The 26,566-nt window shown below is 55.5% G+C and carries 27 protein-coding genes; 24 read left to right on the top strand and 3 right to left on the bottom strand.

The features are described from left to right. Positions 1–22 precede the first annotated feature (22 nt). The 19 genes from LKE23_RS08610 (at position 23) to LKE23_RS08700 (ending at position 18,631) form a co-directional block, all read left to right on the top strand. Positions 23–961, top strand: coding sequence for a Ppx/GppA family phosphatase (locus LKE23_RS08610; RefSeq protein ID WP_291976934.1), 939 nt, complete (start codon positions 23–25; stop codon positions 959–961). Continuing rightward, positions 954–2,210, top strand: a complete 1,257-nt coding sequence (locus tag LKE23_RS08615; protein ID WP_291976935.1) for a hydroxymethylglutaryl-CoA reductase, degradative — start codon at positions 954–956, stop codon at positions 2,208–2,210. The genes LKE23_RS08610 and LKE23_RS08615 overlap by 8 nt, the downstream gene beginning before the upstream one ends. Continuing rightward, positions 2,207–3,169, top strand: coding sequence for an IpaB/EvcA family protein (locus LKE23_RS08620; RefSeq protein WP_291976936.1), 963 nt, complete (start codon positions 2,207–2,209; stop codon positions 3,167–3,169). Before LKE23_RS08615 ends, LKE23_RS08620 begins: the two co-directional genes overlap by 4 nt. Before the next feature lie 4 nt (positions 3,170–3,173). After that, a complete protein-coding gene (locus LKE23_RS08625) occupies positions 3,174–3,872 on the top strand; it encodes an NAD-dependent protein deacylase (RefSeq protein ID WP_291976938.1) in 699 nt (232 codons plus the stop codon). Between the two features lie 446 nt (positions 3,873–4,318). Beyond that, on the top strand, positions 4,319–5,167 hold the full coding sequence (locus LKE23_RS08630) for a DUF72 domain-containing protein (RefSeq protein ID WP_291978288.1): 849 nt from the start codon (positions 4,319–4,321) through the stop codon (positions 5,165–5,167). 78 nt (positions 5,168–5,245) lie between these two features. Continuing rightward, positions 5,246–7,276 (top strand): methionine--tRNA ligase, encoded by a 2,031-nt coding sequence (metG, locus tag LKE23_RS08635; RefSeq protein ID WP_291976939.1) that lies wholly within the window; start codon positions 5,246–5,248, stop codon positions 7,274–7,276. Positions 7,277–7,278: 2 nt separating this feature from the next. Continuing rightward, on the top strand, positions 7,279–8,088 hold the full coding sequence (locus tag LKE23_RS08640) for a TatD family hydrolase (protein ID WP_434737598.1): 810 nt from the start codon (positions 7,279–7,281) through the stop codon (positions 8,086–8,088). Further along, positions 8,081–8,644 (top strand): ribonuclease M5, encoded by a 564-nt coding sequence (gene rnmV / locus LKE23_RS08645; protein ID WP_291976940.1) that lies wholly within the window; start codon positions 8,081–8,083, stop codon positions 8,642–8,644. Before LKE23_RS08640 ends, rnmV begins: the two co-directional genes overlap by 8 nt. Further along, positions 8,641–9,534 carry a 16S rRNA (adenine(1518)-N(6)/adenine(1519)-N(6))-dimethyltransferase RsmA gene (rsmA, locus tag LKE23_RS08650; protein ID WP_291976941.1) on the top strand — a complete coding sequence of 298 codons (894 nt, stop codon included), beginning with the start codon at positions 8,641–8,643 and terminating at the stop codon, positions 9,532–9,534. The genes rnmV and rsmA overlap by 4 nt, the downstream gene beginning before the upstream one ends. Before the next feature lie 70 nt (positions 9,535–9,604). Continuing rightward, complete coding sequence (locus LKE23_RS08655; protein ID WP_291976942.1) at positions 9,605–9,838, top strand: Veg family protein; 234 nt, start codon at positions 9,605–9,607, stop codon at positions 9,836–9,838. A 130-nt stretch (positions 9,839–9,968) separates the two neighbouring features. Further along, complete coding sequence (gene ispE / locus LKE23_RS08660; protein WP_291976943.1) at positions 9,969–10,820, top strand: 4-(cytidine 5'-diphospho)-2-C-methyl-D-erythritol kinase; 852 nt, start codon at positions 9,969–9,971, stop codon at positions 10,818–10,820. Positions 10,821–10,980: 160 nt separating this feature from the next. Beyond that, positions 10,981–11,889, top strand: a complete 909-nt coding sequence (locus LKE23_RS08665; protein WP_291976945.1) for a metal ABC transporter solute-binding protein, Zn/Mn family — start codon at positions 10,981–10,983, stop codon at positions 11,887–11,889. 2 nt (positions 11,890–11,891) lie between these two features. Next, the gene (locus LKE23_RS08670; protein WP_291976946.1) at positions 11,892–12,566 is read left to right on the top strand and encodes a metal ABC transporter ATP-binding protein; all 675 of its coding nucleotides are present in this window, start codon (positions 11,892–11,894) and stop codon (positions 12,564–12,566) included. Further along, positions 12,566–13,366 (top strand): metal ABC transporter permease, encoded by an 801-nt coding sequence (locus LKE23_RS08675; protein ID WP_291976947.1) that lies wholly within the window; start codon positions 12,566–12,568, stop codon positions 13,364–13,366. The genes LKE23_RS08670 and LKE23_RS08675 overlap by 1 nt, the downstream gene beginning before the upstream one ends. Before the next feature lie 121 nt (positions 13,367–13,487). Continuing rightward, the gene (gene purR / locus LKE23_RS08680; protein WP_291976949.1) at positions 13,488–14,318 is read left to right on the top strand and encodes a pur operon repressor; all 831 of its coding nucleotides are present in this window, start codon (positions 13,488–13,490) and stop codon (positions 14,316–14,318) included. Positions 14,319–14,334: 16 nt separating this feature from the next. Continuing rightward, on the top strand, positions 14,335–15,702 hold the full coding sequence (glmU, locus tag LKE23_RS08685) for a bifunctional UDP-N-acetylglucosamine diphosphorylase/glucosamine-1-phosphate N-acetyltransferase GlmU (protein ID WP_291976950.1): 1,368 nt from the start codon (positions 14,335–14,337) through the stop codon (positions 15,700–15,702). 121 nt (positions 15,703–15,823) lie between these two features. Next, positions 15,824–16,810, top strand: coding sequence for a ribose-phosphate diphosphokinase (locus LKE23_RS08690; protein ID WP_291976951.1), 987 nt, complete (start codon positions 15,824–15,826; stop codon positions 16,808–16,810). A gap of 116 nt (positions 16,811–16,926) precedes the next feature. Then, a complete protein-coding gene (locus LKE23_RS08695) occupies positions 16,927–17,646 on the top strand; it encodes a hypothetical protein (RefSeq protein WP_291976952.1) in 720 nt (239 codons plus the stop codon). A gap of 88 nt (positions 17,647–17,734) precedes the next feature. After that, a complete protein-coding gene (locus LKE23_RS08700) occupies positions 17,735–18,631 on the top strand; it encodes a linear amide C-N hydrolase (RefSeq protein WP_291976953.1) in 897 nt (298 codons plus the stop codon). A gap of 46 nt (positions 18,632–18,677) precedes the next feature. Here LKE23_RS08700 and yidA read toward each other — a convergent pair whose 3' ends face one another. From yidA to LKE23_RS08715, 3 genes are read right to left on the bottom strand one after another with little or no spacing between them, the layout of a single operon-like run. Then, positions 18,678–19,502 carry a sugar-phosphatase gene (yidA, locus tag LKE23_RS08705; RefSeq protein ID WP_291976954.1) on the bottom strand — a complete coding sequence of 275 codons (825 nt, stop codon included), beginning with the start codon at positions 19,500–19,502 and terminating at the stop codon, positions 18,678–18,680. Further along, the gene (locus tag LKE23_RS08710; RefSeq protein WP_291976955.1) at positions 19,502–20,869 is read right to left on the bottom strand and encodes an HD domain-containing protein; all 1,368 of its coding nucleotides are present in this window, start codon (positions 20,867–20,869) and stop codon (positions 19,502–19,504) included. Before LKE23_RS08710 ends, yidA begins: the two co-directional genes overlap by 1 nt. A 1-nt stretch (position 20,870) precedes the next feature. Continuing rightward, the gene (locus LKE23_RS08715; RefSeq protein ID WP_291976956.1) at positions 20,871–21,695 is read right to left on the bottom strand and encodes a lipoate--protein ligase family protein; all 825 of its coding nucleotides are present in this window, start codon (positions 21,693–21,695) and stop codon (positions 20,871–20,873) included. Between the two features lie 74 nt (positions 21,696–21,769). Here LKE23_RS08715 and LKE23_RS08720 point away from each other — a divergent pair, with 74 nt between their 5' ends. From LKE23_RS08720 to LKE23_RS08740, 5 genes are all read left to right on the top strand, one after another. Then, on the top strand, positions 21,770–22,210 hold the full coding sequence (locus tag LKE23_RS08720) for a DUF1934 domain-containing protein (protein ID WP_291976957.1): 441 nt from the start codon (positions 21,770–21,772) through the stop codon (positions 22,208–22,210). Positions 22,211–22,255: 45 nt separating this feature from the next. Next, positions 22,256–22,816 carry a DNA-directed RNA polymerase subunit delta gene (gene rpoE / locus LKE23_RS08725; RefSeq protein ID WP_291976958.1) on the top strand — a complete coding sequence of 187 codons (561 nt, stop codon included), beginning with the start codon at positions 22,256–22,258 and terminating at the stop codon, positions 22,814–22,816. Between the two features lie 171 nt (positions 22,817–22,987). Next, on the top strand, positions 22,988–24,592 hold the full coding sequence (locus LKE23_RS08730; RefSeq protein ID WP_291976959.1) for a CTP synthase: 1,605 nt from the start codon (positions 22,988–22,990) through the stop codon (positions 24,590–24,592). A 259-nt stretch (positions 24,593–24,851) separates the two neighbouring features. Next, a complete protein-coding gene (locus LKE23_RS08735) occupies positions 24,852–26,132 on the top strand; it encodes a UDP-N-acetylglucosamine 1-carboxyvinyltransferase (protein WP_291976960.1) in 1,281 nt (426 codons plus the stop codon). Positions 26,133–26,226: 94 nt separating this feature from the next. After that, entirely contained in the window at positions 26,227–26,472 is a 246-nt protein-coding gene (locus LKE23_RS08740; RefSeq protein WP_104689009.1) for a type B 50S ribosomal protein L31, read from the top strand. Positions 26,473–26,566 lie beyond the last annotated feature (94 nt).

Here is a 26,566-nt window from a genome sequence, read left to right on the forward strand (position 1 = left end):
AATCAAGCGGAGGTGAGAAATAGTGGAAAACCTCGCGATTGTTGACCTGGGCTCGAATTCGGCCCGGATGGCCATTACGGAGATTGCCCCGGATGGCCGTTTTCGGGAAATCAAACGGGTAAAGGAAAACACCCGTCTGTCCGAGGGCATGGGCCGGGAAAAAATGCTCCAGGAAGGGGCGATGGACCGGACAATTGCCGCCCTCAAGCGCTTCAAGAAGATCTATGAGGGGATGCCCAACACCCAGGTCCGCGCCATCACGACGGCGGCGGTCCGTCAGGCGCATAACCGGCAGGAGTTCTTGGACCGGGTCCAAAAGGAAGTTGGCATTAATCTTCAAGTCCTGTCGGGCAAGAAGGAAGCCTACTACGACTACCTAGGTGTGATCCGCACCATGAAGTTGAACCACTGTTTAATTTTGGATGTTGGTGGCGCGAGCTGTGAGCTGGTCCTGGTTCAGCAGCGGCGCGCCCGGGACCTGATTTCCATTCCGGTCGGGGCAGTGACCCTGTCGGAGCAGTTTCACCTGAATGGCTACGTTCGCTCGGCCGACCTCTTTCGGGCCCAGGTAGCGATGAACGAACGGTTGACGAAGATTCCCTGGCTGCGCTATGCAACCCGGGTGCCGATCGTCCTGCTTGGCGGTGCCAACCGGACCCTGGCCCGGATGACCTGGGCCTATCATCACCGGCACCGGCGTCAGCACTCCATCCACGGCTACCAGATTTCGTCCCGGGTCGTCTTTGCGACCTACCGGGAGCTCTTGAACCGCAACCTCGCCCAGCGTAAGCGGATGGTGGGCCTGGAAGCCGACCGGGCCGACATCATCGTCGGTGGGATGCTGCCGCTGGTGAGCCTTTTGCAACGCAACAGCGACGGCCGGGTGATCTTTTCCGAAAGCGGCGTGCGGGAAGGAATCATCACGGAATACGTGAACCAAAGGAAGCGACAGCATGACTGATTGGCAGCACGGCTTTTACAAGCTCGATCCCCAGACGCGGCGGGAACGCCTGGTGCACGGCCTTAAACTGCCGGCCAGCGTCGTCGAGCAGCTAGCCTCGGGGGCCTCGCCCTTGGGCAACGAGCTGGTGGAAAACTACCTGACCGACTATTCACTGCCCGAGGGAGTGGGTCTCAACCTGGTCGTTAACGGGCAACAATACGTGGTTCCAATGGTGGTTGAGGAGCCGTCGGTAATTGCGGCGGCTTCCAACGGCGCTCAGCGGGTAGCCCGGTCAGGTGGCTTTCATGCCTCCAAACAATCCCGTGAGCTGGTCGGCCAGGTCGTCCTGACCGACGTTGACGATGTTGCGGCCACTAAAGAAAAAATCCTTGGCCAGGCCGCCCACCTGCTGGCGGTTGCCAATGCCGCCCACCCGTCGATGCAGCGCCGGGGTGGCGGGGCCAAGCACCTGACCGTTCGCACCCCAGGCGATTTCGTCAGTGTCGACCTCGGCATTGATGTTTGCCAGGCGATGGGGGCCAACAGCGTCAATACGATGGCCGAGGCGGTGGCCCGCGAGCTGACCGCTCAGGGCTACCACGTGCTGGTGGCGATCCTCAGCAACTTTGCCACGAATAGTCTCCAGACAGTGGCCTGCGACGTTGACTTTGCTCAGTTGGCAACGGCCAAGATGAACGGGCGGACGGTGGCCGAGCGGATCGCCCGGTTAAGCGACCTTGCCCAGGTAGATCCATACCGGGCCGCCACCCATAACAAGGGGATCATGAACGGTATCGACGCCGTCATGATCGCCAGCGGCAATGATTGGCGGGCCATCGAGAGCGGTGCCCACGCCTACGCCGCCCGTGACGGTCACTATCGGGGCCTGTCTACCTGGCGGGTTAAAGCAACTGGCCTGCACGGCGAGCTGACCCTGCCGTTGCCGGTCGGGGTGGTTGGCGGTTCGATCGGCCTCAATCCCCAAACCAAGCTTAATTTTCAAATCAGCGCAATTCAGACGGCCGAGGAACTGGCGGCGGTAACCGCCAGCATCGGCCTCGCCCAGAACCTGGCCGCCCTGCGCGCCCTGGCGACGACCGGTATTCAGGCCGGCCACATGAAACTGCAGTACCGTTCGCTGGCGGCCAGCGTCGGTGCCACCCCGGCCGAGGTTTCACAGGTCGCGGCCAAATTGGCCGAGAGCGACCACGTCGACCAGGAACGGGCGCGTCAAGTTCTCCAAGCGATTAGAAAGGAACAAAAATGACCGAAGAAAAGATTGAATTAAACGATACCAACAAGGCACTGCTGGAAGAGATCAATTCCCTCTACCCGGACGGGACGGTCTTTGTTCAGTTTCATGGTGAAAAGGCCGGCTATGTCCGTCACGACCAGGCAACGCAGAAGACCCTGCCCGGCGGCCTCTTCATCATTGTGACCGACCTGACGGCACCGAACTACACGGCCAGTCACGAGCTGCTGCACCTCTTGATGCTGCTCCAGGGCTTCCCGCAGATCTTCTTCCAGCTTTCCCTTGGCGACAAGGAACTCGACGAGCAGATGATGATCATGTCGACCGACCTCTACAACGTGGCCATGCACCGGGTGGTCGTGGCCGAGCAGCGCAAGCACGGCTTGATCAATGACCAGATCGAGGAGCTCTACTTCAAGGGAATCGAGCACACCCTGACCAAGGAAGGGGCAAAGGACGATGACGAACGGGCCCTGCGCCTGCTGACTCTCCTGGACGCCCTGGTCTTCTATGGAGAGGACCTGCCGAAGTTTGAGACGCGGCTTCAGGAAAACTACCCACTGGCTTTGGCAGCCGCAAAGAAGATCTATCAGAAGATCGCGGCCAAGCCGATCAAGTCTCCGTTTGACATGCGGCGGACGATCGTGCGGCTTTACGGTCTCTTTGATGAACAAATGCAGGAATGGGGGATGCCGGCCCTGCACAACAACGAGTACACCACCGTTTCACCGGTGCTGAGTGCCCGCCAATTGCGCCTGGAGATGCGCCAGGTCTTCGAAATTTTCCATTCCGACATGAAGGAGCGGGGGACCAACCGGCGGGCCTACGTTGGGCTGCGGCGCAACGATCACCAGAATTCGTTTACGATGGCCGCTCCACAGCCGGAGACGCCGGAAGCCTTCAAGAAGATTTACGGCATGCCGGTCCAAAAGTTCTTAGAAGAGCACAGCATTCCATACATTGTAAGGAAGTAAGATTATGGAACAGGAAATTCAACACTTATTTGATCAGGCCAAGCACATCGTCTTCTTGACCGGGGCCGGGGTTTCTACGGCCTCCGGGATTCCAGACTTTCGCTCGGCTAACGGACTCTACACCCAGGACAAGAACGCGGAATACTACCTCAGTCACCGCTATTTTGCGACCGATCCCGACGGCTTTTACAACTTCTGCAAGAAGAACCTCTACTTCCCGGATGCCAAGCCGAACGTGATCCACGAAAAGCAGGCGGCCCTGACCCAGCAGGACCGGGCGACGGTAATCACCCAGAACATCGACAACCTCTACGAAGAGGCGGGGGCAACCCACCTGATCGACTTCCACGGCAACCTCTACCACGTCTACTGTGAAAAGTGCAAGGAGAGCGTGCCGGTGGCCGATTACCTGAAGAGCCGGATCCATGCCAAGGACGGCGGTCCGCTGCGTCCCGACATCGTCCTCTACGACGAGGGAATCAAGCAGGACGACGTGATCAATTCCGTCCGGGCGATGCAGGCGGCCGATCTGATCGTGATTGTGGGAACCTCGATGAAGGTCTACCCGTTTGCGGGGCTCCTGCAGTACGGCAACCCGGCGGCCCAGGTGCTGGCTATCAACCAGCAAAAGCTCGACCTGCCAGTTAAATTCACGATGGTTCAGACCGACGCCACCAAGTTCTTCGCAGAATTGAACGTATAACAAAAGAACGATTGCTTTTGTGGGCAACCGTTCTTTTTAAGCTGTAGTATTTAATTGACGTCACTTAGTTAAAGAAGACGACCTTTCCGTCGACCTTGAAGGGGAATGCCGCCGCACCTTTCGCGTGGCCTGCGCCCTTCTTAAAACTGGATTTGACGTTAGACATTAACTTAGTGTTTAGCAGCATCGTAATCGCCCCTTTCAAATTGTTCAACCGTAAGATAACATCTTTTTGGCGACATTGACAGGAAAAAATCCCATTCTGAGAAGTGCTCTCATCTTTGTTCGCCCATTTTTTGCATAATCTGCGCGAGCCTAAGGACGGCAATGCATAAACGGGACCAGGGCGGCCCTGCGCGCCAGCTAAATAATGCATATAGATTTATTTTGCCCAGAATAAGAATTTGCTAAGCATGGGCAACACTTTGAGAAGGGAGGCAAGCAAAATGAAAATCACGATTGGCTTGACCACCTGGACCGAGCACCCGGCCCTGATCCATAACCAAGAGCGGCCGGTCACCTTAAACGAATACGCCCAGCACTTGCCGACGGTCGAGGTGGATACTTTTTTCTACGCCCTGCCGCAGATGACGACCATTCAGAATTGGCTGGTGGAGGTGCCAGCAAGCTTTCAATTTGTCATCAAGGCCCACCGGGGGATGACCCTGCACGAGCGCGGGCAGGACAAGGGGGCTCTGGCGGAGCTATTTGAACGCTACAAGCAAACCGTGGCGCCGTTGGTGGCGAGCGGGCAATTGAAGACGGTCCTCTTTCAATTTCCGCCTTACTTCGCCGCCTCGCCTGAGGATATTGAGTATCTGAGGTTGGTGCGAACCTGGATGGGCAAGCTGCCGGTGGCAATTGAGCTGCGCAACCAGACCTGGTACCGCCCCGGCACCTTGAAATCCCTGGTGGCCTTTTGCCGGGACCTGAAATTTACCCTGGTGGCGGCGGACGAACCGCACGGCATCATCGCCTCGGTGCCCTTTTACCTGGCGACGACCAATCCCGAGCTGGCGATGCTGCGGCTGCATGGCCAAAACACCAGCGGCTGGCTCAACCAGGACAAGAGCTGGCGTAAGACCCGCACGCTGTATCGCTATTCGGACGCCGAACTGCACCGGTTTCAAACGGCGATTGAGAATTTGACGCCTCCGCCACGGGAGGTTTGTGTGATCTTCAACAACAACTCCGGCAAGGATGCCGCCCCCAACGCACTGAAATTGCAGAAGATGATGGGCGTCCATTTCACCGGCCTGGCATCGCGTTCCCCCGAGCAGCTCGACCTGTTTTAGGCCGTCAGACGCCGGGGGAATATGCTATACTAAACTGTAAAACTAATCTTAGAAAATCATTAGAGAGAGGGGCCTCATATGGCAACTGAAAAACCAACCTATTACATCACGACACCAATTTACTATCCATCTGGTAAGCTTCACATTGGTAATTCCTACACGACGATCGCCTGTGACGCCGAGGCGCGCTACAAGCGGCTCAACGGCTACGACGTCTTCTTCTTGACCGGGACCGACGAACACGGACTCAAGATTGAGGAAAAGGCCGAACAGCTGCACATGCAGCCACAGGAATACGTTGATCAAATGGCCGCGGGGAACAAGAAACTCTGGAAGACGCTGAAGATTACCAATGACAAGTTCATCCGGACGACCGATGACTACCACGAAAAGGCAGTTCAGAAGATCTTCCAAAAGTTCATCGACCAGGGTGACATCTACAAGGGTGAGTACACCGGCTGGTACTCGGTTGACGACGAAGAGTACTTCACCGAAAGCCAACTGGCCGAGGTCTACCGCGACGACAACGGCAAGGTCATCGGTGGAAAGGCACCATCCGGCCACGAGGTTCAGCTGGTTAAGGAAGAATCCTACTTCTTCAAGATGAGCAAGTACGCCGACTGGCTGATGAACTACTACAAGGAACACCCGGACTTCATCGAGCCCCACTCCCGGATGAATGAAATGGTCAACAACTTCTTGAAGCCGGGCCTGGAAGACCTGGCCGTCACCCGGACCTCCTTCAATTGGGGTGTCAAGGTGCCAAACGATCCGAAGCACGTCATCTACGTCTGGATCGACGCCCTGTCCAACTATATTACTGCTCTCGGTTACGGCAGCGATGACGACAGCCTCTTCAAGAAGTTCTGGCCGGCCGACGTTCACATGGTCGGTAAGGAAATCGTGCGTTTCCACACCATCTACTGGCCAATCATGCTCCACGCCCTCGGCCTGCCGCTGCCAAAGCACGTCATCGGCCACGGCTGGCTGACGATGAAGGACGGCAAGATGTCCAAGTCCAAGGGGAACGTCATCTACCCAGAGACCCTGGTTGATCGCTACGGCCTCGACGCCACCCGTTACTACCTGCTGCGGGCAGTACCGTTTGGCAACGACGGGGTTTTCAGCCCAGAAGACTTTGTCGACAAGGTCAACTTCGACCTGGCCAACGACCTGGGGAACCTGCTGAACCGGACCGTTGCCATGATCAACAAGTACCAGGACGGTAAGCTGGCCGGGCAAAATGACGCCACGACCGACTTCGATGCTGATCTGGAGCAGACTGCTTCCGACGTGGTTGCCGAGTACAAGCAGGAAATGGACGCCACCCACTTTGCCGACGCCCTGGCCACCGTTTGGAAGCTGGTCAGCCGCGCCAACAAGTACATTGATGAGACCGAGCCATGGGTGCTGGCCAAGGACGACAGCAAGAAGGCTGAACTGTCCGACGTCATGACCCACCTAGCAAAGAGCCTCCGGATGATCGCCGCCCTCCTGCAGCCCGCAATGCCGGACGCACCAAAGGAAATTGTTCGTCAGCTGGGCCTGGACGGAACCGACCTGACCCTGACCGATCTGCAGTTTGATGACTTCCCGGCCACGGCCCAAGTGGTTGCCAAGGGAACGCCGATCTTCCCACGGCTGGACGTTAAGCAGGAAGTTGACTTTATCAAGAGCAAGATGAGCGCAAACCAGAAGAAGAAGGGGAGAAAAGCAATGGAAGAAGCAAAGAAGCAGGCCCAAACCGCTGCTAAGCAGGAAGAAGAAACGACCGGCAAGAAGCCGATTCGGATCGACGTCTTTGACAAGGTTGAGCTGAAGGTGGCCAAGATTACCGCCGCCGACCACGTCGAAGGGGCCGACAAGCTGCTCAAGTTCCAGATGGATGACGGGACTCCAAAAGGCCGGCAGATCCTGTCCGGCATCGCTAAGTGGTACCCGGACCCATCCGTTCTGGTTGGTAAGAACGTACTGATCGTGGCCAACCTGAAGCCGCGGAAGATGCGGGGCGAACTCAGCCAGGGGATGATGCTCTCGGCTGAAAAGGATGGCGAAGTCAAGGTTGTCATCGCACCCGACGACCTGGTACCAGGCATGGGCGTTGAATAATCGTGGCAAAGCACAAACCGTGGCGAAAGGTCTACGATTCCCACACCCACCTCAACGACACGCCGTTCTTTGACGACGTCCCGGCCTTCATTGCCCGGGCAAATCACTACGGGGTGGTTGAGATGAACATCGTGGGCTCCAACCGCCTGCTCAATGACCGGGCGGTGGAGTTGGGACATTGCTACCCTAACCTCCATCCAGTCATTGGCTGGCATCCCGAGGACCTGGCGACCTTTAACGTCGAAGAGGAGGCTCACCTCCTAACTCAGTTGAGGGATCCGCTGGTGGTTGGCGTGGGCGAGATTGGCCTGGATTATTATAACGACGAGCACTCGCCGCACAAGCTTCAGTGGGCGCTTTTCGAAAAGCAGCTCGCCTGGGCGCGTCAGCTGCACCTGCCGGTTTCCATTCACTGCCGCGATGCCCTGGCCGACGCCTACGCAATCTTAAAGGATGCCCACGTCGCCGAATTCGGTGGGGTGATGCACAGTTTTAACGGTTCGCCGGCGTGGGCCGAAAAGTTCATGGACCTGGGGATGGCGATCTCCTTTAGCGGGGTGGCCAGCTTCAAGAACGCCACGGACGTTCACGCGGCGGTGCAGGCCGTGCCACTGGAAAGGATGATGGTCGAAACCGACGCACCATACCTGACCCCCAAGCCGTTCCGTGGCAAGCAAAACGAGCCCGCTTTCACCAAGTTTGTGGTGGACGCGGTGGCCGAATTAAAGCAGGTGGACGCCGAAAAGGTAGCCTACCAGACCTACCACAACGCCAGGAGCTTATTTCTGAAGAAGGACGAACAGGATGACTAAGATCAAAGAAGTGATCGTCGTCGAGGGTAAGGACGACACCAAACAAATTCATAAGGCGGTGGCTGCCGACACCTATGAGACGAATGGTTCGGCCCTCTCGGCCACCGACCTGGAGCGCCTAAAGAAGCTCCAGAAAACACGGGGGTTGATTGTCTTCACCGATCCCGATTTCAACGGGGAACGGCTGCGCAAGATGATCAGTGCCGCCGTGCCGGGAGTCAAGCACGCCTTCATCCGTCGTGATCAGGGCGTTCCCGACGTTGCCCACGGCAGTCTCGGCGTTGAGCATGCCGACCCGGCAACGATCAAGGCGGCCCTGGCCCACCTCTATACCCAAGAAGAGGAGCCCGCGGCGACCTTTACCGTCCAAAGCCTGCAGGCTGCCGGCCTAACGGGCAACCCGCACGCTCGCCAGCGCCGGGAACGGCTTGGCCAGCTTTTGGGCATCGGCTACGGCAACGGCAAGCAGCTGGCCCACCGGCTGAACATGTTTCAGATCAGCCCGGCCCAGTTTAAAGAGGCAATGACACAGATCAAGCAGGAGGAGAACGAATGAGTCAGTCACCAGAAATTGGCAGTCGCACCCGGACCCGGGCGATCATGGAAAAGTACGGGATTCGCACCAAGAAGAGCTTTGGCCAGAACTTCTTGACCGACCTCAACGTCTTGAAAAATATTGTTGAGGCGGCCCAGATCACGAAGGACGACAACGTGATCGAGATTGGTCCCGGGATCGGGGCCCTGACCGAGCAGCTGGCCCAGGCGGCGGGAGGGGTCGTGGCGCTGGAAATTGATTCCGATCTGATTCCGGTCCTAAAGGAAGTGCTCGCCCCGTACGACAACGTGATGGTGCTGAACCAGGACGTCCTCAGGGCCAACCTGCCGGAGTTAATCCAGCAGCAGTTCACCGACCCGACCCGGCCGATCAAGGTCGTGGCCAACCTGCCGTATTACATCACCAGCCCGATCCTGATGGGTTTGCTCGCTAGTCCGGTTGATTGGGACGCCATCTGCGTCATGATGCAGAAGGAGGTTGCCCAGCGCCTGACGGCCAAGCCGGGAACCAAGCAGTATGGGGCCCTGACCCTGGCGATTGAGTACCAGATGGATGCCCGGATTGCCTTTGACGTTTCCCGGCGGGTCTTCGTGCCGGCGCCGAATGTTGACTCCGCCATTGTGGTTCTGACGCCCCGGCAGGAAAAACTGGCGGTGCAGCCCTTTGATAAGCAGAAGCTCTTTGGCTTTATTCGGGGCTGCTTTGCCCACCGCCGGAAGAGCCTGTGGAACAATCTCCAGGGGGTCGTCGGCAAGGATCCGGCGACTAAGTCCCAATTGGAAGAAGTCTTGGCTCAGCTGGACCTTCCCAAGCAGGTTCGCCCCGAACGGCTGGACCTCACCCAATTCATTGAGCTGGCCAATGCCCTTCATGCGGCGGAACTACTCTAATTTAATAGACACTGTTTTGAAATCTGCTCACTAACCTCGTATACTGGAAGTAACAGTGAGGTGAGGGCGGGTGCCAGAGACGATTGACGAAATTAGAGAATGGCTGCAAGAACGAATCGGTCAACCGGTGAGAATCGATGCCCAGGCAGGTCGCAAACGGGTCAATACCCTGCACGGGACGCTGGGGAAGACTTACCCGGCGATCTTCATCGTTCACCTGAGCGACGATGAAAAGGCGGTTCAACGGGTTTCGTATAGCTATACTGATTTATTGACCCACAACGTTGCATTGACATTTGAATAGTTGACGATTAAAGAATCCGCATTCGCCTTTAAGAGGCGAGGCGGATTCTTTGCCTTCCTAGGGACTTGCCAGCACGCCGGCCCGATTAGTATAATCGACGTAAGATGTTTCACGGGAAGGAGCGGTACACATGCTTGTTACGGAAAAGGCCCCCGCAAAGCTGAACTTGAGCCTCGATACGCCGATGCGCTACTTTGATGGCTCACCACGCTGGGACATGGTGATGATCTCGGCCGACCTGGCGGATTACGTCACCGTCGAGACCCACCTGCGTCCGGGGACGATCAAGGTTTACACGGACAGTGGCTTTTTGCCCAATGATCAGCGCAACCTGGCCTACCAGGCGGCCCATATCTTACGCAATCGGTTCCACCAGCGCGAAGGCGTGACGATCAAGATCAGGAAGCACATCCCCGTGGCGGCTGGCTTGGGTGGTGGTTCCTCGGACGCGGCGGCGGTGCTGCGGGCCCTGAATCGCATTTGGCGCCTCGGCCTGAGCCTGGAGGAGCTTGCCACCCTGGCCCTGTCGATTGATTCCGATGTTCCCTACTGCGTTTACGGCAAGCTTGCCCACGTGACGGAGCACGGGGAGAAGATCGAGCTGCTGCCGCCCCAGCCTCACTACTGGGCGGTGATCGCCAAGCAGCAGACCAGCGTTTCGACCCCGCAAATTTTGCGCCAGATCAACTACGAGCAGCTGCACCACCTCAATAACCAGCAACTGATTGCCAGTCTGAAGGCCGGGGACTGGGCGACGGCGGTCCAGTATATGGGCAACGTTCTGGAGCCGGTCACGATGCGGACCCACCCGGAGATTCGGCGCCTCAAGGACAAGATGATCAAGCTGGGGGCGGACGTGGCCCAGATGAGCGGGACGGGGCCGACCGTCTTTGCCATCTGTCATACCGAGTCCCGGGCTCGGCGAATTCAAAATAGCATCTGTGGCTTTTGCCGCGACGTGCACGTGGTAACGCTATTGTAAATTGGGAGTTGGGGAGTGCGAAAGAGCTCGCTTGCGAGTTCTTTCCCACCGCCGCTCCTTTTTTTGTGAAAAGACTTGTGCTGGGGGCTGATCTTCGTTAAGATGGATTATGTTGTAAATAGTAATCATTACTATTTAAGAAAAGGGGTTGTTAGTTTTAATGAAGAGATATCAAGCCGGGGTCACCGTCCTGGTCGCAATTTTACTGGTAATCCTGGGGATCTCCTTTGTCCCCTGGAAGACGCTGGGGCAGAACCAAAAGCCCATCCGGGTGATCACCAGCCTGAATTTTTATGGTGAGGTGGCCAGTGAGGTTGCCGGAAAGTACGGCCAGGTCGATTCACTGATCAACAGTGCCTCGGTCGACCCACACGATTACCAGCCGGGAACGGCCCAGGCGCAAAAGATGGAGCGAGCCAATGTGGTGATTGAGAACGGCCTGGGCTATGACCACTGGCTGACCAAGCTGGCACAGTCGACCAGCGACCATGACTACACCACGATTAATGTTGGCCGTCAGGTTGCCGGGAAACACAACGGCGACAACGAGCACGTTTGGTACGCACCGACCACAATGAGCAAGCTTGCCAGTCGTCTAGCAACTGAATACGGACGAATCGATCCGGCCCATCGCACCTATTACCAGCGGCGGGCGCGGACTTATCAGCGTTCCCTGACCGACCTGAATCAAGAGATCGCCAAGGTCAAAAACCAGGTTGGCAGCAATAAAAACGTGGCGGTCAGTGAACCGGTCTTCGACTACGCCCTGCAATCCTTGGGCTACCGGGTGACCGACCGCCACTTTGAGAAGGCGATCGAGGACAGCAACGACCCGTCCCCGCAGGACATCAGTGACTTGCAGCAGGCGATTGTCAACCACCGGATCGCGTTCTTCGTGGAAAACAAGCAGACGAGCGATAAGGTGATCGATAACCTGGTCAAGCTGGCTCACCAGCACAACGTTCCGGTGCTGCAGGTGACGGAATCCAAGCCCAATGGTCTGACCTACCGGGAGTGGATGCTGCGCCAGTACCGGCAGCTCGCCAAGATTCAACGAGAGGGGGAATGAGCATGGCAGTTGTCTCAGTAGAAGACCTAAACGTCGCCTATGGCAGTCACCAAGTGATTACCAACCTGAGCTTCACGGTCAACGAGGGTGACTTCCTGGTGGTCGTCGGTGAAAACGGGGTGGGGAAGACCACCCTGATTCGGGCCCTGCTCGGTCTGCTCAAGCCCCGCAGCGGTGAGATTAACATTCCAGCGCAGACCAAGATCGGCTACGTTCCCCAGTTTCGCAACCTCGACGAGGAATACCCGCTGTCGGTGCGTGACTTTGTTTCACTGAACTGCCCGCCGCGCCTGATCCCCTGGCTGAGCAAGAAAGAACGGGCCAAGGTTGACCGCATCATTCGCTTGACTGACCTGACCGCGATCGCCGACCGGCCACTGGGGCTGGCCTCCGGCGGAGAAAAACAGCGGGCCTACCTAGCCCAGGCCCTGCTTCAGGATCCGGAGCTCCTAATCCTGGATGAATCAACGGCCAGCCTGGATAACGAGATGAAGTACGAACTCCTGGATCTGGTGACTAAGTTCCAGGAGAACGGGCTGAGCGTGATGTTCATCACCCACGACTGGGACCTGGCCCGCCACTACGGGACTCGCTACCTGCACATGATGCCCAACGGCTATGAAGAGGGCTCGATTGACGAGCTGCCCGTTCAAGAAGATGAGGAGGGGACCGAATAATGCTAACCTTAGCCTTCATGCGTCACGCCTTCGTGGCCAGCACCTTCATCGCGATCGTCAGTGGGGTGATCGGGGTCTTCGTGGTGGCCCGTCAGCTGCCATTTCTGACCCACACCCTGTCCGAGATCGGCTTTGCCGGGGCCTCCTTTGCCGTCTTCGCGGGTTGGCCGGCCCTAGACGGGATGATCCTCTTCACGATGTTGAGCTCGGTTCTGGTTGGCCAGATGAGTGTCAAGGAGTCGCGCCGGGAAGCGGTGATCAGTGCCGTATCGGCACTCTTCATTGGTCTGGGGATCCTCTTCTTGTCGCTGAGCAGTCAAACCGCCAGTTCGGCCACCAGCATCCTCTTCGGCAGCGTCGTCGGCATCAGCACGGGTGAGGTGGTCCAACTGATCGTCCTGTCAATTGTTGTGCTGCTGATCACCCTGGCGATCTATCGTCAGCTGAAGTTTACCTCCTTTGACGCGATCGGAGCCCGGGTGCAGGGGATTAACGAAACCGTGATTTCGGTGATCTTCCTCTTGCTCCTGGCCCTGAGTGTCAGTGTGGCCGCCCAGATCGTCGGCTCGCTCTTGATCTTCATCCTGCTGACCCTGCCGGCCGCCAGCGCCAAGTACTTCACCCACGGTGTCTTCAAGATGATCATCCTGGCAATCCTCTTCTCCCTGCTGGGAACCTGGCTGGGCCTGCTGCTCGGCTATCTGACCAACTGGCCGGTCAGCTTCTTCATTGCCGTGATCGAGGTGTTGATCTACGTGGCCGCACTGCTCTACCAAAATTACTTTGTAGAAGCCAATTAAAATATTTAAGTGGGACTGGCCAAATTTTGTTGCCAGTCTTTTTCATTTTGTTACGCAAAATCCGAACGTTTTATGTTAGAATTAACGGGAAACAATCCATTTTGAAAGGCAGAGAAGAATAATGAAAGTACGTCGTAGTAATCGGCTGGTTGACATGACCCGCTACCTGATGGAACATCCCCGTACCTTGGTGTCCCTGAAGTTCTTCAGCGAACGCTTTGGTTCCGCCAAATCATCAATTAGTGAAGACCTCAGCATTGTTAAGCACACCTTTCATACCTGGGGGGAAGGTAGCCTGGAGACCATCCCCGGTGCTAGCGGCGGTGCCATCCTGACGCCGTTTTATTCCAAGGAAAATGCACAGCGGGCCATCGACAACCTGGTGGCGGAGGTCAATGACGACACCCGCCTCTTGCCCGGTGGCTACGTTTACCTGTCCGATTTAATCGGCCGTCCCGACATCCTGCGCCAGGTGGGCCGACTGATTGCGACCCAGTACGTTGACAAGGACGTCGACGTCATCATGACGGTCGAGACGAAGGGCATTCCGATCGCGCAGAGCGTGGCCATGTACATGAATAAGCCGTTCGTGATCGTGCGGAACAGCTCCCACATCACGGAGGGGCCGACCGTCAGCGTGAACTACGTCTCCGGTTCCGTTCAGCGGATCAAGAAGATGGAATTGTCCCGGCGGACCCTGTCGGCCGGGGCTAACGTGGTCGTGGTTGATGACTTCATGAAGGGCGGCGGCACCCTGAATGGAATGCACTCCCTGATTAAGGAATTCGGGGCCAACCTGGTCGGCATGACTGTCCTGGCCGAGGGGAATGCCACCAACGGCAAGCGGCTGGTTGACAACTGCACGGCATTGATTAAAGTAGATGCAGAGGATGGCGAAGAAAAGTCCATCACGGCCCGTCCCGGGAACTTTATGGCGACGGTATTTGATTAGAAATGGAGAATTAGTAATGGCAAAACGTAACGCAATTATTTTAGCTGCTGGCAAGGGGACGCGGATGCGCTCCAAGCTCTACAAGGTGCTGCACCAAGTCTGTGGCAAGACGATGGTTGACCACGTCCTGACTCAATTGGAGGACGCCCACATCGAAAACATCATCACGGTTGTTGGCTTTGGTGCCAAGACGGTCGAGGAGCAGCTGGGCCACCGGACTCACTACGTCCTGCAAAAGCAGCAACTGGGGACCGGGGATGCGGTCATGCAGGCCAAGGATCTTCTGGCCAATGAGGATGGCGAAACCATCGTTGTCAGTGGGGACACGCCACTCTTTACGGCGGAAACCTTTGAAAAACTGTTCCAGTACCACGAGCAGCGGCACGCGGCGGCCACCATTCTGACTTCCGTTGCCCCGGACCCGACTGGCTACGGCCGGATCGTTCGGAACGAAGTTGGCATCGTGGAGCGGATCGTGGAACAAAAGGACGCCAACGTCAAGGAACAGGCCATTCACGAGATCAACACTGGGGTTTACTGCTTCGACAACAAGAAGCTTTTTGCCGCCCTTGAAAAGATCAACAACGACAATGCCCAGGGCGAATACTACCTGACCGACGTCATTGGGATCCTGAAGAACGCCGGCGAAATCGTTACCGCCTACAAGATGGATGACTTTGACGAATCGATGGGGGTTAATGACCGGATCGCCTTGGCCCGGGCCAACAAGATCATGCAGGCACGGATCAACCGGCACTGGATGCAGGAAGGGGTCTCTATGATCGACCCGGATACGACCTACATTGACGCCGACGTGCAGCTGGGTAAGGATACCGTCTTGGAGGGCAACGTGGTCATTAAGGGCCACACCGTCATCGGCAACGACTGCTACATCAGTGCCGGCTCCCGGATCATCGATTCCACGATTCACGACGCGGTCAAGATTACTTCCTCCACGCTGGAAGAAGCTGAAATGCACAACGGCTCCGATATCGGTCCGAACAGCCACCTGCGTCCAGCTGCTGAGATCGGCGAAAACGTCCACATTGGGAACTTCTGTGAGGTTAAGAAGGCCTACATCGGTGCCAATACCAAGGTCGGCCACCTGACCTACATTGGCAACGCCACCCTGGGCAAGGACATCAACGTTGGCTGTGGGGTCGTCTTCGTCAACTACGACGGGACCAACAAGCACCACACCAACGTCGGTGACCACGCCTTCATTGGCTCCAACTCCAACCTGGTTGCCCCAGTCAACATCGCCCAGGACGCCTTCATTGCGGCCGGTTCGACCATTACCGACAGCGTCGATCAATACGACATGGCAATTGCCCGCGCCCGGCAAGTTAACAAAAAGGACTATGCCAAGAAGCTGCCATGGTAGACCGAGTTTTGCTTGCTTTTTATTCGACTGGTCTATATGATAGAAAAGGATAGTAACATATTCTCTAGATGGCGCTTTTAGCCGTGTGATGACGACTATTTAATAATTTGCGGAGGATCTAATGACACAGCATTATTCTGATTCTAATCTCAAAATTTTTTCCCTGAATTCCAACCGGCCCCTGGCGGAAAAGATCGCCGACCACGTTGGGGTGGAACTCGGGAAATTATCCGTTGATCGTTTTAGCGATGGCGAAATTCAAATTAACATTGAAGAGAGTGTGCGGGGGGACAACGTGTACGTTATCCAATCAACCTCTGCACCGGTCAATGACAACCTGATGGAGCTGCTGATTATGGTTGATGCTCTGCGTCGGGCCAGTGCCAAGACCATCAACGTGGTAATGCCGTACTACGGTTACGCACGTCAGGACCGGAAAGCCCGGAGTCGGGAACCAATCACGGCCAAGCTGGTGGCCAACATGCTGCAAAATTCCGGGGTTGACCGGGTGATCGCCCTCGACCTGCACGCTGCCCAAATCCAGGGCTTCTTCGATATCCCGGTGGATCACCTGATGGGCGCCCCACTGCTGGCCGAATACTTCATTAAGCAGGGAGTTGCCAAGGATGCCGTTGTCATTTCCCCAGACCACGGTGGGGTTACCCGTGCCCGTGCCCTGGCTGAATTCCTGAAGTCGCCAATCGCCATCATTGACAAGCGGCGGCCGCGGGCCAATGTTGCCCAGATCATGAATATCATCGGGAACGTGAAGGGCAAGAAGTGCATCATGATTGATGACATGATCGACACGGCCGGGACGATTACCCTGGGTGCCCAGGCACTGATCGATGCGGGAGCCGATGAGGTTTATGCTTCATGTACCCACGCGGTGCTGTCCGGTCCAGCCATTGAGCGCCTGGCCAAGTCACCGTTGAAGGAAGTCGTTGTTACCGACTCCATCAAGCTGCCTGAAGAAAAGCAGATTGACAAGATTAAGCAGGTTTCGGTTGCCCCACTGATTGCCGATGCGATCAAGCGGATTAACGAGAACCGGCCGGTTAGTCCGCTGTTCAAGCAGGTCTTCCAAAGCGCGGAAATAAATAAATAATTTTAGTGAGCGGGTCCCAAATGCGGATCCGCTTATTTGCTAGCGATTGAATGATGGTATAATATAGGTGTGTTAAACAACAATACTTTAAGGTTGAGATTAGGAGGGGCTGTGTTATGAGCAGTAAATTCAAAAAGGTGATTGTCGGGACGGCAGCCCTGACGATGTCGGTCTTGCTGGCGGCGTGTGGCAGTCAGCAGAGCACGACCACCAAGTCAACTAGCAGCAGTTCTTCATCGGCACCCCAAACGGCGGAGAGTGAGTCCACCAAGGCTTACCGGTCTGCCAACAAGATGATCCGCAATCACGATTACCAGGGGGCCTACGACCGGCTGAATGCAGTCAATAACGGTTCTACCCAGACGAAGAACCTGAGCACGGACCTGAAGAACTACCTGAATGCACAGGAAGCATACAACAACGGCGATTACGACGGCGCGGCGGGCAACTTGAAGGAGCTCAAGTCGACCAGTCCGGCGATGAAGAATGCCTACGCGGCACTGCAGGATAAGATTACCAGCGCCAAGAAGGGCAGTTCCAGTGCAACGAGCTCAAGCACGGGTGCAGTAAGCAGCAGTGCAGTTGCCAAGAGCAGTACCAGCACGCCGGCCGCTAATGCCGCTGTCAGCAGCGAGACGAGTGAGAGCGTTGTTAATAATTTTGCTAACAAGATGGGCTTTGACGGTGCCAAGGGCTACGAGATTATTCCGGTTGCCAAGAACGGCAGCGTTTACCAGTTCGAAGTTCGGCAAAATAACGAGGACAACACAGTGGCAAGCATGATCGGCATCTACCAGTACAACAGTCAGACGGGTGCCGTCAGCAAGCTGCAGTAAGATAAATCGCTAATTGAAAATGAAGAGGGAGCGTGGATTGCCAAACGGCAAACACGCTCCCTTTTTTGAAAACGGGGGGTAATTGAAAATGTGTACGGTAGTAACGCTCGGCGCTCAGCAGCTATTCGGTCGGACGATGGATTTCCCACCGCGGACGCCCTGGCATTTGACCTACGTACCGCCGGAGTATACCTGGCGGGCGGCAGAGATGGCCGATGACATCTGCAACCGTCACGCCATCCTGGGTGGGATGCGGGTGGTGGATGATCACTACCTGGTTGGTGACGGGCTGAACGACGCCGGGTTAGCCTGCGCTGAATTATTCTTCCCGGTCGCCGCTACCTACCCGGACGCAGTACGCCCCGGGACTTTGGGCCTGACCCCACAGGACTTCATCATGTGGGTGCTGGGCCGGCACGGTTCAGTCGCGGAGGTGGCCGCTGAATTAAACCGGGTCACGGTCATTGATGCCCGCTGGTACGATCAGCAGCGCTACCCCTTTCACTGGCTCTTGATGGACCGGACGGGGACCTACATTATCGAACCCCTCGGTGATCACCTGCAGGTGCGAGCCAATCCACTGGCCGTCTTTACCAACACGCCGGCATTAGATGACCAACTGGAACGTTTGGCCCGCTTCCTGCACCTTCCGGAAACGGCAACGGTGGCGACATTGACCAAGGCCATCGGGACCACGGAGCAAGCCGCTCCCCGTGGTGGCAATTCCGTTCAGCGCTTCATTCAGGCGGCCCTTTGGCGGTGGCGACATCCACAGGCAACCAGTGACGAACTGCTGGGCTTCTTGAAGAGTGTGACGGTTCCCCAGGTGCCCGAGCACGCCCACAACTACACCCACTACCGAATGATCATGGATCTGAATGCTCAACGCTACGATTTCCATGACCTTCACAGCGGCCAGCTAGTGAGTCAGCGCCTGCCGGATCTGATGCGGCAGTTTCCCCACAGTCCTTATCGGTTTGAATAAAAAAATCCCTGTGGCTACGGATCAGCCACGGGGATTTTAGTGTCTCTTAAGCGTTAAAAACGTATTTTTCCACGGCCTCGGCGACCCCGTCGTGGTTGTTGTCGGCCACGGTGACGTCGGCGATCTTTAGGGTTTCGGGAACCGAATTGCCCATGGCGACCCCGAGCCCGGCATACTCAATCATTGAGTTGTCGTTTTGGGCGTTGCCGAGGGCCATGATCTCATCCTGCTTGATGTTCAGCTCTTTGCCAAGCTGCTCCAGCGTCTGGCCCTTGCTGGCGTTTTTGTGCATGAATTCCAGGTAGAAGTCCTCGCTGCGGACAATTGAGAAGCGGGTCTTGAAGTCGGCCGGCATGAGGGTGATGGCGTGGTCGATCTTCTCCTTGCTGTCGACCATCATTGCCTTGGCCACGACGTAGTGATCGCGGTCGCGGGCCATTTGGTCCATCGTCCGGTAGCGGACGTCCATGGAGACCAGGGCGGACTCGTAGACGGTGTAGTGACTGATGTTTTGGTCGGTGGTGTAGATGAAGTCCCTGGTCTCAATCTGGGAATGGACACCGGCCTTCAGGCAGAAGTTGACCCAGTCGGCATAGTCCGCAAAGCTCAGTGAGTAGTTGACCAGGACGTTGCCACTAGTGGATTGAGCTAGGGCACCGTTAAAGCTGATCACGTACTCCTGATCCTGATCATCCAGGCCGAGCTGTTCCAGATAGGCCTCGACCCCGGTCATTGGCCGGCCGGTGCAGAGCACCACTTTGACGCCCTCGGCGCTGGCCTTCTTGAGGGCCGCCACGGTCTTAGGCGTGATTTGCTGATGGTCATTGATCAGGGTGCCGTCGATGTCGATTGCGATGAGTTTAATTGCCATTACTGATTCTCCTTAGGATTGATGATGTGATTGTTTCGAATGTAGTTTTGGAATTCCTCGTAGATGGGTTCGAAGATTTCAATGTTATCGTGTTTGGCCAGCATTTCCTTAGGGAAGAAGAAGCGCTGGTCACCGGCCTCACGCCCCGAAACGCTGGCAACCAGGGTGCTGACCTGAGAAAGCTCGATGAAGTCACCGTTGGGCTGCACCAGCTCGATCTGGGTCTGTGGCTTGGAAGCCTTGGGGTTATAGGTATCGTAGGGAAGCTTGAAGCTGTCGTTAACCGCGGTGTAGTAGCGTTCATCAAAGCCGGCCGTTCGGATGAGTTCCCGCAGCTTCGGCAAGAGGTCGACTGTCGTCTGGTCATAGACGGCCGATTTGAAGGGCCGCCGGTTGAGAAAACGGCTGGCGAGGTCGTTTAAGATGTCGTCGCGGGAGTGGGTCCAGTGGTTGAAGTAGGTCGTCAGCACCCCGTCGTCGAGCGCCAAGTAGTCGGCCAGGGTGAAGTGCTTGTTGAAAAACGGCATCAGCATGTGGGGTGTAAACTCGGGTTCAAATTCGCTGGGATGCTCGTAGATGTACTTGGCCCGCATCAACAGGTGGTCGAGAATGACCTCCATTGCTCGGGAAACCGGGTGAAAGTAGACCTGAAGGTACATTTGCAGCCGGCTGATGATGTAGTCCTCGACGGCGTGCATCCCCGAAATTTCAAAGGCGATCCCGTCTTTGACCGGTCGCATCACGTGGAGGACGCGGTCCAGGTCGAACTTGCCGTAGTTGGTGCCGGTGTAGTAGGAATCCCGCTGGAGGTAGTCCATCCGGTCGGCATCGACCTGGCTGGAAATCATCTGGACGACCTGGTGATTCGGGTAGGTGTGGTCGATTACACTGGCTACTTTGTGGGGAAAGTCCGGGGAGACCCGCCGCAGGATCCGGTTGATGTTGGTCTCCGGGCTAGTGATGATCTGGCGGGTAATCTGTTCGTGATTGGTATGGAAAATGTGCTCGAAGGTGTGTGAATAGGGCCCGTGTCCTAGGTCGTGCAAGAGGGCCGCGCAGAGGGCGACGGGGCGTTCCCGATCGTCCCACAATCCGTCACCGGCTTGCTGGCTGGGGTAGTTGCGCTGAAAATTATTGCACATCTGGCGAGTGATCTCGTAGACCCCGAGGCAGTGGCCGAAGCGGGAGTGCTCGGCGCCGTGAAAGGTAAAGGATGTGGTACCGAGCTGCTTGATCCGGCGCAAGCGTTGGAACTCGGGGGTGTTGATCAGGTCCATGATGATCTGGTTGTCGACGATGATCTGTCCGTGGATCGGGTCGCGAAAGACCTTTTCACGGGGCAGCTTTTCTTCGTTGAAGTATTCCACCTTAGTCCTCCTTGTGCAGGCGCTCCTGCAGCCGGGTCATGGTGTCCATTTCGTCCTGGACCAGCCGAATGAAGTCCGGTGACCAGGTGAGCTGGGCAAAGTCGTCCTGGCCGTGATCGGCGAAGACGTTGAGCAGGCGCTGTTTGGTATCTGCGATGCTTAACGGCTGGTGCAGCAGCTCCTCGATGTTGACCATCGAGGTCGGCCAGATGTCTGGGAAGTGCCACTTGTTTTCGGCACCCTGCAGGCCGCGGCTATAGAAATCACGAATTAATTCGCCCCGGCCCATTTGGTCGCCGTTGACGCTCAGGTAGAGCATGACCACCACACCATCAGTGTTGCGCCGTTGGGAGATGCCGCCGATCTTTTGGCCGTTGACGCTCAGGTCGAAGGTGCCCGGGCAGTATGAATGGGTGATCTCACCGGTCTCGATTGTCAGCTCCGGGAAGGCTTGACTGACGACAAACTCCATCCGCTGGTAGGCTTCGTCGATCTTTAATTCGTGATCTTCAAGGTGCCAGGGAAAGAAGAGCGAGAAGTTGAGGACGCCTGCGTCACTGACGACGGCCAGGCCGCCGGAGTTACGCATGAAGTAGTGGTAGCCCCGTTCGGTCAGAAAATGCAGGGCCCGGTCCAGGTAAGGAAGACGCTGATCCTTAAGTCCCAGGATCACGGAATCCTGCAGGGACCAGAAGTGCAAGAGTGGTGCATTCATCTTCTTGCTGGAACGCAGGAGGGCATTGGTGTAGGCAAAGGAGGTCAAGTTGTTGGCCGGCGCTAAGGGCTGGTCAAAGTATTCGATGTGTTGTTGGTTAAAGTTTTCCATTATTTTTGACTTCTTTTCTTTGAATATTGTACGTTTCTAATTGTATTATAAATAGGGTAAGAAATGAACTATCGATGACGGGGGGGATTTCCATCAAAAAACGGGTACCGGTAAAAGTTCGCCTGCGGACCGTGATTAGCCAGGATGGTCAGCAGGAACAGTTCAATTTTCAAGAAGTTGGCGAATTCATCGAATTAAACGGTAAGCACTACCTGCGTTACCAGGAACATCAGAATGGGCAGGTGACCCCGGTGCAGTTCCGCCTCGATGAAGAAGAGGTCCATCTCCACCGGCAGGGAGCCACGGAGACCCGGCTGGTCTTTGATCGAGAGCGGCCGACGATTAGTCGCTACCAGACGGAATACGGGGCGCTGACGCTGCGGGTGGTGACAAGCCAACTCGAACGCCAAGTTGATCCACTCGCACCAGCCGGCCGATTAGTAGCGGCCTACCAGCTGCGAGCAGGTGACCAGCTAATCGGCAGCTACCGATTAGAATTGCAATTTACGGCTTGATATTGTATGATGTAGTTTAGACTTTTTGAAGGGATGTGCACCAATTTGGATTTAAAGGTTTTTGACGGCCAAGACAAATCAGAACTTTCAATGATTGAGGTCGCACACGCAATTTTAGCTGACCACGGGGAAGCAATGGCGTTTGTTGACTTGACCAATGAAATTCAGCAGTACTTGGGTAAAAGTGATGAGGAAATTCGTGAGCGGCTTGCCCAGTTCTACACTGATTTGAACATCGACGGCAGTTTTATTTCCCTTGGTGACAATACCTGGGGCCTGCGGGCATGGTACCCATACGAATCCATCGATGAAGCCACGGTTGGTGAAAACGAGGACGAAGAGGACCAGCCAAAGAAGAAGCGCCGTAAGGTTAACGCCTTCCTGGCAGACTCCAACGATGATGATGACGTGATCGACTACGATAACGATGATCCTGAAGACGAGGATCTCGATGACGATGACGACAACAATGACAATGATGACGACTACGATGCAGACAACGACGATTTTGATGACGACGATGACGACTTGGATGACGGCATCGAAGGCCAATTGTCCGAACTGCAAGACGAAGACGACGATGATGATGACGAGGACGATGAATAAATTCGGGCGGGCTGCTTGACTATTCATCGCTGACCCTGTATTATCTTTCTTGGGCGCCTGTATTACAGGCCAATAAGTTCGTAGATAATGAAGCTCCCTGTTTCAACGGAAATGGGGAGCTTTTTTATTTATTGTTGCCCGGCAAAATTAATCAAAGGAGTAGAAAGTTCAATGACGAAATACATTTTTGTAACCGGTGGGGTTGTTTCATCACTAGGAAAGGGTATTGTTGCCGCCTCGCTGGGCCGTCTGCTGAAAAACCGTGGCCTGAAGGTGGCCATCCAGAAATTCGACCCGTACATTAACGTTGACCCCGGAACGATGAGCCCGTACCAGCACGGGGAAGTCTTCGTCACCGATGACGGAACGGAAACCGACCTGGACCTTGGTCACTACGAACGGTTTATCGATAACGACTTAAACAAGTACTCAAACGTCACCACGGGGAAGATCTACTCCGAAGTGCTGCGCAAGGAACGGCGCGGGGACTACCTCGGCCGGACCGTTCAGGTGATCCCACACATCACCAACGCCATCAAGGACAAGATCAAGCGGGCCGGCGAGAGTCAGGACGCCGAAGTGGTTATCACCGAAATCGGTGGGACCGTGGGGGACATCGAATCCCAGCCGTTCATGGAAGCTATTCGACAGATGAAGGAAGAAGTTGGCGCCGACAATGTCCTCTACATCCACACCACCTTGATCCCGTACCTGCGGGCAGCCGGCGAAATGAAGACCAAGCCAACTCAGCACTCCGTTCGTGAGCTGCGGGGCCTGGGGATCCAGCCAAATATCCTGGTAGTGCGGACCGAAAAGCCAATCACCGAGGAAATGCGGAACAAGATCGCCCTCTTCTGTGACGTTGATCCAAAGGCGGTCATCGAATCCCTCGACGTGAACACCCTCTATGAGATTCCGTTGAACCTCCAGAAGCAGGGGATGGATCAACTGGTTGTTGACCACTTCGGCCTCGACGTACCGGTTGCCGACATGCGGGAATGGACCAACATGGTTGACCACATTGAAAATGGCCTGACCAAGACGATCAAGATCGCCATGGTTGGGAAGTACACCGACCTGCAGGATGCCTACATCTCAGTTAACGAAGCGCTGCGCCACGCTGGCTACCCGGTTGACGCCAAGGTCAAGATCGACCACTTCAACGCCGAGCACATCAACGAGGACAACGTTGCCGACACCCTGAAGGACTACGACGGGATCCTGGTTCCTGGTGGCTTCGGTAGCCGGGGAATTGAAGGGATGATCACGGCAATCAAGTACGCCCGTGAAAATGACGTACCGTACCTGGGTATCTGCCTGGGAATGCAGACGGCCTGCATCGAATTTGCGCGGGACGTCCTGGGTTACAAGGATGCCAATTCCACTGAATTCGATCCTAACACCAAGCACAACATCATTGACCTGATGGCCGACCAGGAAGACGTTGAAAACATGGGTGGGACCCAACGGCTGGGTGCTTACCCATGCAAGCTGAAGGCGGGGACCATCGCTGCCGCTGCCTACGACAACCAGTCCATGATTAGCGAACGGCACCGTCACCGTTACGAATTCAACAACAAGTACCGGCAGGAAATGGAGGACCACGGCCTGGTCGTTTCCGGAATCAACCCGGACCGCAACCTGGTCGAAGTCGTTGAACTGCCGGATAAGAAGTTCTTCGTGGCCGCTCAGTACCACCCAGAATTCAAGTCCCGGCCGAACCACCCAGAAGGGCTCTTCAAGGCCTTTATCAAGGCAGCTGTCGACAATCAGTAATTAACAGGGACAATTTCCCGGGGAATTTGTTTTCCCGTCCATGAATAAAAGCTACCGTTCACTGAAAAGCGCTTTTTAGTGAACGTTGGCTTTTTATTTCTTTAAGATTATTTAGAAAAGGTTGTAATTTAGTAAACATTTCATTATCATTACAGTTGACTGTTTTTATAAGTAAAATGCTCACAAACAGTTTAAAAACTAAAATTAACAATTAATGAAATCAAAAAACTAAAAAACTTTTAAGCGAGGAACCGTAAACATGAAACGAATGATCATTCAAGGAGGAAACCGACTTTCGGGTGAAGTTACCATCGGTGGTGCTAAGAACAGTACCGTTGCCCTCATTCCAGCTGCAATTTTGGCTGACACGCCAGTATCATTTGATACCGTGCCAGATATCTTGGATGTTCACAATTTGATGATTATCCTGAAGTCAATGAACGTCCATTCCAAGTTCAGCCACGGTGTCTTGGAGATTGACCCAACGCAGATTGTGGAGGCGGAACTGCCGAGCAAGGCCATCAAGAGTCTGCGGGCATCCTACTACTTCATGGGAGCCCTTTTGGGGCGCTTTCACCGGGCGACTTTGACCTTCCCCGGTGGTGACAACATTGGTCCCCGGCCGATTGACCAACATCTGAAGGCCTTCAAGGCGATGGGGGCCGAGGTCAGTGAGGAACACGGCACGGTCCACCTGGACGCCACGAAGAATGGCCTCCACGGTGCCCGGGTCTTTTTGGACATGGTTTCCGTTGGGGCCACGATTAATGCAGTCCTGGCGGCCGTCCGGGCAAAGGGCACGACGATCATCGAAAACGCCGCCCGGGAGCCAGAAATCATTGACCTGGCAACTTTCTTGAACAACATGGGTGCTAAGGTGCGGGGCGCCGGGACCGGGACCATCCGGATTACCGGGGTCGACACCCTGCAGTCGATGAACACTCACACCATCATTGCCGACCGCATTGAGACCGGAACTTACCTGTCACTAGCGGCGGCCCTTGGTGATGGGATCATGATTCACAACGTCATTCCGGAACACCTGGAATCCTTCACCAGTAAGATGATTGAAATGGGCGTTGACCTACAAATCGACAGCGATAAGATCTTTGTTCCAAAGACGACCCACTTGAAGGGTGTCAAGATCAAGACGATGCCATTCCCTGGCTTTGCCACCGACCTGCAGCAGCCACTGACGCCGCTGCTGTCAATGGCGGAGGGCGATAGCACGATCATTGACACGATCTACCCGAAGCGGACCAAGCACGTCTCCCAGCTGCAAAAGATGGGGATGGATATTGAAGCCCACGACGGCACGATCATCGTCAAGCATACTGATCACTTGCACGGCGCCAATGTTGAGGCTGGTGAAATTCGTGCCGGAGCGGCTCTGATGATCGCCGGGATGATGGCTGACGGCACAACCGTGATCAATAACGCCGGCAACATCCTGCGGGGCTACGATCGAATTGTTTGGAAGCTGAACCGGCTGCACGCTAACGTAGCGATCGAGGACGATTCATCGGTAAAAATTGACTAAGCTGGTTGCGTGGATCGTCAATCCGTGGTATCCTGTTAGGGTTGATTATCTATGTTTCAGGCAATGATTCATGGCAAAAGGAGCGTATTAAATTATGAAACAAGGAATTCATCCAGATTACCATCCAGTAGTATTCGAAGATTCTTCTACTGGCTACAAGTTTCTTTCCGGCTCAACCGCAACCTCTAAGGAAACGGTTAAGTGGGAAGACGGCAACGAATACCCACTGATCCGGGTTGAAGTTACTTCTGACTCGCACCCATTCTACACTGGTAAGCAAAAGTTTACCCAGGCCGATGGTGCGGTCGACAAGTTCAACAAGAAGTACGGTCTCAAGTAAGCCGAACGACTTGTTATCCAAAGCGTCTTGCAGGAATGCAGGGCGCTTTTTCTTTATAACTAATGAGTTTGAGCAGGATTTGGCGAGGGAGCGA

This window comes from Limosilactobacillus sp., from assembly GCF_022482365.1.
Classification (GTDB): Bacteria; Bacillota; Bacilli; order Lactobacillales; family Lactobacillaceae; genus Limosilactobacillus.